The sequence below is a fragment of the Pseudomonas sp. PB120 genome (assembly GCF_009761815.1).
GTDB lineage: Bacteria > Pseudomonadota > Gammaproteobacteria > Pseudomonadales > Pseudomonadaceae > Aquipseudomonas.
Genome location: NZ_RWIN01000155.1, coordinates 1 through 9,974 on the forward strand (window position 1 = coordinate 1; position 9,974 = coordinate 9,974).

A 9,974-nucleotide genomic window follows, 5' to 3' on the forward strand; every position below is an offset into this window, starting at 1 on the left:
TCCCACAGGTTCAGTTGTGATCCCTGTGGGAGCGAGACCGGCTTGCCGGCGATGGCGTCAGCGTGGACAACACTTAATCGCGCACCATTTATCCGTCAATTACAAAGCAACCTAACTATTACGTTGACATTCGCTGCCTAGGCAGTAACATCTCGTCATACATTCACTGCTTAGGCAGCTAATTGGTGGTCAGATGAAACATTTCGCCCCAGACGATTTCAAGAATTGCCATCTCGGCCTCCTATTGGGGCGCGCTGCGTTGCTCAAGGACCGGATTATCGACACGCACATGGAACCTCACGGCATTACCGCCGCGCAGTTCAAAGTGCTGATCATCATGGCCCAGTACGGCGTCGATACCCCGGCCGAGCTGTGCCGGCACCTGTCGCTGGACAGCGGTTCGATGACACGCATGCTCGATCGACTGGAACAGAAAGGTTTCCTCGCCCGCCAACGCTCCGAGGCGGATCGCCGGCAGGTGCAACTGGTGCTGACGGTAGAAGGCCAGACACTCGCGGATCGTTTGCCGCACATCGGCGCCGACGCCATGAACGAACTGGCCGGCGCGATCACCCCGCAAGAGCTGAAAACCCTGGAACAGATCCTGAAGAAAATTTTGGTAGCAGCCGGTGACTCGATCACGCTGCTGCGGGTAGGTGACCAATGAGCAGCAAAACCTTGCGTACCGGCCTTAGCCTGGTGCTGGCGGCCATGACCCTGGCCGGTTGCGCCAGCTACAGCGGCCTGACCACCGAAGGCGTCAGCCTCGATGCGAAAAACCTCAAGGCCGGGCAATCCCTCAGCGGCGTAACCCTGTCGCCCGCGGCCTGGCCGAAAAGCGACTGGTGGAAAAGCCTCGGCGACCCGCAACTCGACGGTCTGATCCGCGAAGCCCTGCACGACAGCCCCGACATGCAGATCGCCGACGCCCGCGCCCACCAGGCCAGTGCCGCCGCGTATGCCGCCGATGCGGCGCGCATGCCGACACTCGATGCCAGCGCCGGCGTCAGCCGTTCGCGCCTGGCCAAGGATCAGGACCCGCGCGGGCAGGGCGATGCCTACGCCACCGTGCGCAATATCGGCGCCAGCTTCAATTACAACTTCGACCTCTGGGGCGGTCAGCGTGACGCCTGGGAAGCCGCACTGGGCGAGGCCCGTGCCGCCGAAGTCGATCAGCAAGCCGCGCAATTGACCTTGTCTGCCGACGTCGCCCGCGCTTACAGCGATCTCGGTCAGGCGCACATCGTCTATGACCTGGCCAACGAAGACCTCAAGCGCACCAGACAAATGCTCGACCTGAGCCAGCGTCGCTTGAACTCCGGGATCGACAGCCAGTACCAGTTCCAGCAGACCGAAAGCCTGGAAGCCACGTCCGAAGCCAGCCTGATCGACGCTGAAAAACGCCTGCAAAGCGCGAAAATCGCCTTGGCGGTGTTGCTCGGCAAAGGCCCGGATCGCGGCAACGACATCGCGCGCCCGAAAATCCTCCAGGCCAGCGCCGTCGCATTGCCGTCGGTATTGCCCGCCGAGTTACTCGGTCGTCGTCCGGACCTGGTCGCCGCACGGTGGCGGGTCGAGGCGGCGAGCAAAAACATCGCCGCCGGCAAAACCCGGTTCTATCCCAACCTGAACCTTAGCGCCGCGGCCGGTGCCGAATCTTTATTGGGCGATGCGATGTTCGGTTCGGCGAGTCGTTTCTTCAATGTCGCGCCAACGATCTCGTTGCCGATTTTCGACGGTGGCCGCCTGCGCGCCGACCTCGATTCCCGCGACGCCGATTACGACCTCGCGGTGGCGCAGTACAACAAGAGCCTGGTGAAAGCGCTGGGCGATGTCAGCGACACCATCAACCAGCTGCGCGATATCGGCCGGCAGATCGGCGCTCAGCAACATGCGACTGACATTGCTCAGGATTCCTACAACACCGTGGTCCAGCGGTACGGTTCCGGCATCGGTAACTACCTGGACGTGCTCAGCATCGAGCAGCAATTGCTGCAGGCCCAGCGTCAGCTGGCCAACCTGAATGCCGAGCAGATCGACCTGTCGATCCAACTGATGCAGGCGCTGGGTGGCGGTTTCCAGGGGGAAACCATTGCTTCGGCCACTCCAGCTACAGCCCAGCTGAACAACTAATTCAAGGTATCTGTCATGGCCACTGCCGATTCAACTTCTGCTCCAACTGACAACGCTCCCGACACCAGCAACCCGCGCAAACGCAAAGTCATGCTGGTGGTGCTGGCCATTGTGGTGATCCTCGCCGGTGTCGGCGTCTGGGGTTATCACGAGTTCTACGGTCGCTGGAACGAAAGCACCGACGATGCCTATGTGAACGGCAACGTGGTGGAAATCACGCCGCTGGTCACTGGCACCGTGGTCAGCATCGGCGCCGATGACGGCGACCTGGTCCACGAAGGCCAGGTGCTGATCAACTTCGACCCGAACGACGCCGAAGTCGGCCTGCAAAGTGCCCAGGCCAATCTGGCGCGTACCGTGCGCCAGGTTCGCGGCTTGTACAGCAACGTCGATGGCATGAAGGCCCAAGTCAACGCCCAGCAGGCTGAAGTGCAGAAAGCGCAGGACAACTTCAACCGCCGGAAAAACCTGGCGGCGGGCGGGGCGATTTCCCAGGAAGAGCTGTCCCACGCTCGCGACGACCTGACCTCGGCGCAAAACGCCCTGGCCAACGCCAAGCAGCAACTGAAAACCACCAGCGCCCTGGTCGATGACACCGTGGTGTCGTCGCACCCGGACGTGATGGCGGCGGCGGCGCAACTGCGTCAGGCCTACCTGAACAACTCGCGCAGCACCTTGATCGCACCGGTCACCGGTTATGTCGCCAAGCGCTCGGTGCAATTGGGCCAGCGCGTCCAGCCGGGCACGGCGTTGATGGCGGTGATTCCGCTGGATCAACTGTGGATCGACGCCAACTTCAAGGAAACCCAGCTGCGTGACATGCGCATCGGTCAACCGGTGGAGATTCAGGCCGACCTGTATGGCAGTGACGTGAAATTCAACGGCACCATCGACAGCCTCGGCGCCGGTACCGGTAGCGCGTTTGCCCTGTTGCCGGCGCAGAACGCCACCGGTAACTGGATCAAGATCGTGCAGCGCGTGCCGGTGCGGATTCACATCAACGCCGAGGAGCTTGCAAAACATCCATTGCGGGTGGGGCTGTCGACTCAGGTCGATGTGAGCCTGCGCGACCAAAGCGGCCCGGTGCTGGCGCAACAGCCACCGCAGAAGGCGTCGTTCAGCACCAACGTCTACGACCGTCAGTTGGCCGAGGCCGACGCGATGATCACCCAGTTGATCCACGACAACAGCGCAGCGGTCAGCAAAACCGTTCAACGCTGATTCGTCCCCGTAGGAGCGAGCCTTTGTGGCGAGGGAGCTTGCTCCCGCTGGGTCGCGAAGCGGCCCCAAAATCTTACGACTGCTTCGCAGCCGAGCGGGAGCAAGCTCCCTCGCCACAAAAGCTCACTCCCACCAGGTCAGCCGCGTCAGTAACAGGCGCGGCGCCCCTCTGGCTTCAAAGGATTCGCGATGAGCAATAACGCGTCTTTCACCCCGCCCAGCCTGGTGCTCGCCACCATCGGCCTGTCGCTGGCGACCTTCATGCAAGTGCTCGACACCACCATCGCCAACGTGGCGTTGCCGACCATTTCCGGCAACCTCGGGGTGAGTTCGGAGCAGGGCACCTGGGTCATCACGTCCTTCGCCGTGAGCAACGCCATTGCGCTGCCGCTGACCGGCTGGCTCAGCCGGCGCTTCGGTGAAGTGAAGCTGTTTCTGTGGGCGACCGTGCTGTTCGTCCTGGCGTCGTTTCTCTGCGGTATCTCGACGTCGATGCCGGAACTGATCGGCTTTCGAGTCTTGCAGGGGCTGGTGGCCGGTCCGTTGTACCCGATGACCCAGACGCTGCTGATCGCGGTCTATCCGCCCGCCAGGCGCGGCATGGCCCTGGCGTTACTGGCGATGGTCACGGTGGTGGCGCCGATTGCCGGGCCGATCCTCGGCGGCTGGATTACCGACAGTTATAGCTGGCCGTGGATCTTCTTCATCAACGTGCCTATCGGCGTATTCGCGGTGATGGTGGTGCGCCAGCAACTCAAGGCGCGCCCGGTGGAAACCAGCCGCCAGCCGATGGACTACGTCGGTTTGATCACGCTGATCATTGGTGTGGGCGCGTTGCAGGTCATTCTCGACAAAGGCAATGACCTGGACTGGTTCGAATCCAGTTTCATCCTGGTCGGCGCGGCGATTTCGGTGATTGCGCTGGCGGTATTCATCATCTGGGAAATGACCGACGAACACCCGGTGGTCAACCTGCGGCTGTTCGCCTACCGCAACTTCCGTGTCGGCACGTTGGTGCTGGTGTTGGGTTACGCGGGGTTCTTTGGCATCAACCTGATCCTGCCGCAATGGTTGCAGACCCAGATGGGCTACACCGCGACCTGGGCCGGTCTGGCGGTGGCACCGATCGGCATCCTGCCGGTGGTCCTGTCGCCGTTTGTCGGCAAGTACGCGCACAAGTTCGACTTGCGCGTGCTGGCGGGCGGCGCGTTCCTGGCGATTGGCTTGAGTTGCTTCATGCGCGCCGGGTTTACCAACGAAGTGGACTTCCAGCACATCGCGCTGGTGCAACTGTTCATGGGCATCGGTGTGGCGCTGTTCTTCATGCCGACCTTGAGCATTCTGATGTCGGACCTGCCACCGAGCCAGATCGCCGACGGCGCGGGCCTGGCGACATTCCTGCGGACCCTGGGCGGTAGCTTCGCGGCATCGCTGACCACCTGGATCTGGATCCGCCGGGCAGATCAGCACCATGCCTACTTGAGCGAAAGCATCACCGCATACGACCCGGCGACGCGGGAAGCCTTGCACAACCTGGGCGGGGCCGGCAGCCCGGCGTATGCCCAGTTGGATCACGTGCTGACCAGTCAGGCGTACATGCTCTCCACCGTGGATTACTTCACGTTGCTGGGGTGGGGGTTCATGGGGTTGATTTTGATCGTGTGGCTGGCCAAACCGCCGTTTGCGGCGAAGGCCGGGCCGGAAGCGTCCGGCCACTAAATTCACCTCAGATCCTCTGTAGGAGCGAGCATGCTCGCGATGGTGTGTCAGTCACTTAAATGTTGACTGACACACCATCGCGAGCAGGCTCGCTCCTACAAGGGGGTTTGGGGTTGGCAATCAGTTGGTGGGGGCTGCCAGCTGCGGCGGCGGGGCGAAGTCGAAAGGCGCCAGCGCAAACCCGCTCTCATCCACCTGCAACGCCCATCCCTGACGGTCCCAATCCCCCAGCACAATACGCTTGGCCGCTTGCTCGCCAATCTGCAACTTGTGGATGGCCGGGCGGTGAGTGTGCCCGTGAATCAGGGTGTTCACGCCGTAGGCCTGCATGATCCGTGGCACTTCTTCAGGCGTGACATCGACAATGTCGTTGGCCTTCATCCGCGTCTGCGCCCGGCTTTCGCTGCGCAGCTTGCGCGCCAGTTTATGGCGCGTACGCAACGGCAGGTGCCGCAGGATGAACAGGGTGATCGGGTTTCGCAGGTAGCGACGCAGCTTCATATAAGCCTCGTCGCGGGTGCAGAGGCTGTCGCCGTGCATCAATAGCACCGGCTCGCCGTTGAACTGCACGACACTCGGGTCTTTCAGCAAGGTGCAGCCGGCCTGTTTACAGAAGGCCTGGCCCAGCATGAAATCGCGATTGCCGTGCATCAGGAAAATGGCCGTGCCGCTGTCGCTGAGATCGCGCAGGGCCTGGCAGATGGAACGCTGAAAGGGTGTCATGGCGTCGTCGCCAATCCACGCTTCGAAAAAGTCGCCCAGAATGTACAACGCACTCGCCGAGCGGGCGCGTCCGGCGAGCAAATCCAGAAACGCCCGGGTAATGTCCGGGCGCTCCTCTTCCAGATGCAAGTCTGAAATCAGCAATATCACTCAATGATCTCGGCTTTCTCGATGATCACGTCGTCTGCTGGAACGTCCTGATGGCCGGCCTTCATGGTGGTGGAAACGCCTTTGATCTTGTCGACAACGTCGGTGCCTTCAACGACTTTGGCGAATACCGCGTAGCCCCAGCCCTGAGTGGTCTTGGCGCTGTGGTTCAGGAAGCTGTTGTCCGCCACGTTGATGAAGAACTGGGCGGAAGCCGAATGCGGCTCCATGGTGCGCGCCATGGCCACGCTGTACTTCACGTTCGGCAGGCCGTTGTCGGCTTCGTTCTGGATGCTTGGGCGCTTGTCTTTCTTTTCTTTCATGCCGGGCTCGAAACCGCCGCCCTGGATCATGAAGTTACCGATGACGCGGTGGAAAACGGTGTTTTCGTAGTGACCGGCTTTGACGTATTCGATGAAGTTGGCAACGGTCAGCGGTGCCTTTTCAGCGTTCAGTTCCAGGACGATGTCGCCATGGTTGGTGGTCAGTTTGACTTGGGTCATGATCGGTACTCTTTCTGGGAATTCGTGGGTTTTGGGGCGTTTGGGCCCGCAACCGGTCTGGTCTGCATCAACCAAGGAGCGCAGTTTAGCGCGACAGGCGTGAATTTCGAGGCTGTTTTTCATTTGCAGCCGATTAAATGCAGCCGTTTTCGGGCCTGCTCTGTCAGCGGCTTGACAGCTTCGGCTATGATAGCGGCTTTGTTTTGTCAGGCCTTTCGTTCCGGCCGCGCACTTGTACGTCCAAGGATCCTATGAGCAAGCCCACTGTCGACCCTACCTCGAATTCCAAGACCGGACCTGCCGTACCGGTCAATTTCCTGCGCCCGATCATCCAGGCGGACCTGGACTCGGGTAAGCACACGCAGATCGTCACCCGTTTCCCGCCTGAACCCAACGGTTACCTGCACATCGGTCACGCCAAGTCGATTTGTGTGAACTTCGGTCTGGCCCAGGAATTTGGCGGCGTCACGCACCTGCGTTTCGACGACACCAACCCGGCCAAGGAAGACCAGGAATACATCGACGCGATCGAAAGCGACGTCAAATGGCTGGGCTTTGAGTGGTCCGGTGAAGTGCGCTACGCCTCGCAGTACTTCGACCAGTTGCACGACTGGGCCGTCGAGCTGATCAAGTCTGGCAACGCCTACGTCGACGACCTGAGCCCGGAACAGGCCAAGGAATATCGTGGCAGCCTGACCGAGCCGGGCAAGAACAGCCCGTTCCGTGACCGCAGCGTCGAAGAAAACCTGGACTGGTTCGCCCGCATGCGCGCCGGCGAGTTCCCGGACGGCGCACGCGTGCTGCGGGCCAAGATCGACATGGCTTCGCCGAACATGAACCTGCGCGACCCGATCATGTACCGCATCCGTCACGCGCATCACCACCAGACCGGCGACAAATGGTGCATCTACCCGAACTATGACTTTACCCACGGTCAGTCGGACGCCATCGAAGGCATCACCCACTCGATCTGCACCCTGGAGTTCGAAAGCCACCGTCCGCTGTACGAGTGGTTCCTCGAGCACCTGCCGGTCCCGGCGCAACCACGCCAGTACGAGTTCAGCCGCCTGAACCTGAACTACACCATCACCAGCAAGCGCAAGCTCAAGCAGCTGGTCGATGAAAAACACGTCAATGGCTGGGACGACCCGCGCATGTCCACGCTGTCGGGCTTCCGCCGCCGTGGCTACACGCCTGCATCGATCCGCAATTTCTGCGACATGGTCGGCACCAACCGTTCCGACGGCGTGGTGGACTTCGGCATGCTTGAATTCAGCATCCGTCAGGACCTGGACCAGAACGCCCCGCGCGCCATGTGCGTGCTGCGTCCGTTGAAGGTCGTGATCACCAACTACCCGGAAGACCAGGTCGAAAACCTCGAACTGCCGCGTCATCCGCAGAAAGAAGAACTGGGCGTGCGTGCGCTGCCGTTCGCGCGTGAAATCTACATCGACCACGATGACTTCATGGAAGAGCCGCCGAAGGGCTACAAGCGCCTGGAGCCGAATGGCGAAGTGCGCCTGCGTGGCAGCTACGTGATCCGCGCCGACGAAGCGATCAAGGACGCCGACGGCAACATCGTCGAACTGCGTTGCTCGTATGACCCGGAAACCCTGGGCAAGAACCCTGAAGGCCGCAAGGTCAAAGGCGTGGTGCACTGGGTGCCGGCCGCGGCCAGCGTCGAGTGCGAAGTGCGTCTGTATGATCGCCTGTTCCGTTCGCCAAACCCGGAAAAGGCTGAAGACAGCGCCGGTTTCCTGGACAACATCAACCCTGATTCGCTGCAAGTGCTGACCGGTTGTCGTGCCGAGCCTTCGCTGGGCAATGCACAGCCGGAAGACCGTTTCCAGTTCGAGCGCGAAGGTTACTTCTGCGCGGATATCAAGGACTCGAAACCCGGTCATCCGGTGTTCAACCGTACCGTGACCTTGCGTGATTCGTGGGGCCAGTGATTCAAGGATACTGACGTGCTTTCTATCTACAACACGCTCACCAAGAGCAAAGAAGTTTTCAAACCGCTGGATGGCAACAAGGTGCGCATGTACGTCTGCGGGATGACCGTGTACGACTACTGCCACCTCGGCCACGGCCGCAGCATGGTCGCGTTCGACCTCGTGACCCGCTGGTTGCGGTTCAGCGGCTACGACCTGACCTACGTGCGCAACATCACCGACATTGACGACAAAATCATCAATCGGGCCAACGAGAACGGCGAATCGTTCGAAGCCTTGACCGAGCGCATGATCGCGGCGATGCACGAAGACGAAGCGCGCCTGAACATCAAGAAGCCGGACATGGAACCGCGCGCCACCGGGCATATCCCCGGCATGCACGCGATGATCCAGACCCTGATCGACAAGGGTTACGCCTACGCCCCGGGCAATGGCGACGTGTATTACCGCGTCGCCAAGTTCATGGGCTACGGCAAGCTGTCGCGCAAGAAAATCGAAGACCTGCGCATCGGTGCGCGGATCGAAGTCGACGAGTCGAAACAGGACCCGCTGGACTTCGTGCTGTGGAAAGGCGCCAAGCCGGGCGAGCCGAGCTGGCCTTCACCGTGGGGCGACGGGCGTCCGGGCTGGCACATCGAATGCTCGGTGATGTCGACCTGCTGCCTCGGCGAGACCTTCGACATTCATGGTGGCGGCAGCGACCTTGAGTTCCCGCACCACGAAAACGAAATCGCCCAGAGCGAAGCGGCCACCGGCAAGACCTACGCCAACGCGTGGATGCATTGCGGCATGATTCGCATCAATGGCGAGAAGATGTCCAAGTCCTTGAACAACTTCTTCACCATTCGCGATGTGCTGGAAAAGTACCACCCGGAAGTCGTGCGTTACCTGCTGGTGTCGAGCCACTACCGCAGCGCGATCAACTATTCGGAAGACAACCTCAAGGACGCCAAGGGCGCACTCGAGCGTTTCTACCACGCGTTGAAAGGCCTGCCGAACGTGGCGCCGGCCGGTGGCGAAGCCTTTGTCGAGCGTTTCACCCAGGTGATGAACGACGACTTCGGCACGCCGGAAGCCTGCGCGGTGCTGTTCGAGATGGTGCGTGAGATCAACCGTCTGCGTGAGAGCGATCTTGATGCGGCGGCCGGCCTGGCGGCGCGCTTGAAAGAACTGGCGAGCGTGCTGGGTGTGTTGCAGCTCGAAGCCGATGACTTCCTGCAGGCCGGCGCCGAAGGGCGGGTCGATGCGGCTGAAGTCGATGCGCTGATCGCTGCGCGCCTGGCGGCACGTGCCGGTAAAGACTGGGCCGAATCCGACCGAATCCGCGACCAGCTCACCGCCATGGGCGTGGTGCTGGAAGACGGCAAGGGCGGTACGACCTGGCGTCTGGCTGACTGATTGCTTTATTGGCTACAAACAAAAACCCGCCTTGTGCGGGTTTTTGTTTTTGCGCAGGGATTGAATTCAGCGGTGGCTGGGCTGACGTCTTCGCGGGCAAGCCCGCTCCCACAGTGATTGGGGAGAGTCCGGATTTTGCGAACGGCACAAAACCCTGTGGGAGCGGGCTTGCCCGCGA

The 9,974-nt window shown here is 61.2% G+C and carries 8 protein-coding genes; 6 read left to right on the top strand and 2 right to left on the bottom strand.

Going from position 1 to position 9,974, the window contains the following annotated elements; translation table 11 throughout:
* Nucleotides 1-193 precede the first annotated feature (193 nt).
* The 4 genes from EJA72_RS28165 (at nucleotide 194) to EJA72_RS28180 (ending at nucleotide 5,073) form a co-directional block, all read left to right on the top strand.
* Nucleotides 194-667 carry a MarR family winged helix-turn-helix transcriptional regulator gene (locus EJA72_RS28165; RefSeq protein ID WP_157715139.1) on the top strand — a complete coding sequence of 158 codons (474 nt, stop codon included), beginning with the start codon at nucleotides 194-196 and terminating at the stop codon, nucleotides 665-667.
* Nucleotides 664-2,133 carry an efflux transporter outer membrane subunit gene (locus EJA72_RS28170; RefSeq protein WP_157715140.1) on the top strand — a complete coding sequence of 490 codons (1,470 nt, stop codon included), beginning with the start codon at nucleotides 664-666 and terminating at the stop codon, nucleotides 2,131-2,133. The genes EJA72_RS28165 and EJA72_RS28170 overlap by 4 nt, the downstream gene beginning before the upstream one ends.
* Nucleotides 2,134-2,148: 15 nt before the next feature.
* Nucleotides 2,149-3,354: an efflux RND transporter periplasmic adaptor subunit gene (locus EJA72_RS28175; RefSeq protein ID WP_157715141.1), complete on the top strand. Its 1,206-nt coding sequence runs from the start codon at nucleotides 2,149-2,151 to the stop codon at nucleotides 3,352-3,354.
* A gap of 189 nt (nucleotides 3,355-3,543) precedes the next feature.
* Nucleotides 3,544-5,073: a DHA2 family efflux MFS transporter permease subunit gene (locus tag EJA72_RS28180; RefSeq protein WP_157715142.1), complete on the top strand. Its 1,530-nt coding sequence runs from the start codon at nucleotides 3,544-3,546 to the stop codon at nucleotides 5,071-5,073.
* 120 nt (nucleotides 5,074-5,193) lie between these two features.
* Here EJA72_RS28180 and lpxH read toward each other — a convergent pair whose 3' ends face one another.
* Nucleotides 5,194-5,946: a UDP-2,3-diacylglucosamine diphosphatase gene (gene lpxH, locus EJA72_RS28185; protein ID WP_178129619.1), complete on the bottom strand. Its 753-nt coding sequence runs from the start codon at nucleotides 5,944-5,946 to the stop codon at nucleotides 5,194-5,196.
* Entirely contained in the window at nucleotides 5,943-6,446 is a 504-nt protein-coding gene (locus EJA72_RS28190; RefSeq protein ID WP_157715144.1) for a peptidylprolyl isomerase, read from the bottom strand. The genes lpxH and EJA72_RS28190 overlap by 4 nt, the downstream gene beginning before the upstream one ends.
* A gap of 251 nt (nucleotides 6,447-6,697) precedes the next feature.
* Between EJA72_RS28190 and EJA72_RS28195 the strand changes: the two genes are divergently transcribed.
* Both EJA72_RS28195 and cysS read left to right on the top strand, forming a co-directional pair.
* A complete protein-coding gene (locus EJA72_RS28195) occupies nucleotides 6,698-8,398 on the top strand; it encodes a glutamine--tRNA ligase/YqeY domain fusion protein (RefSeq protein WP_157715145.1) in 1,701 nt (566 codons plus the stop codon).
* Between the two features lie 15 nt (nucleotides 8,399-8,413).
* The gene (gene cysS / locus EJA72_RS28200) at nucleotides 8,414-9,796 is read left to right on the top strand and encodes a cysteine--tRNA ligase (protein WP_178129620.1); all 1,383 of its coding nucleotides are present in this window, start codon (nucleotides 8,414-8,416) and stop codon (nucleotides 9,794-9,796) included.
* Nucleotides 9,797-9,974 lie beyond the last annotated feature (178 nt).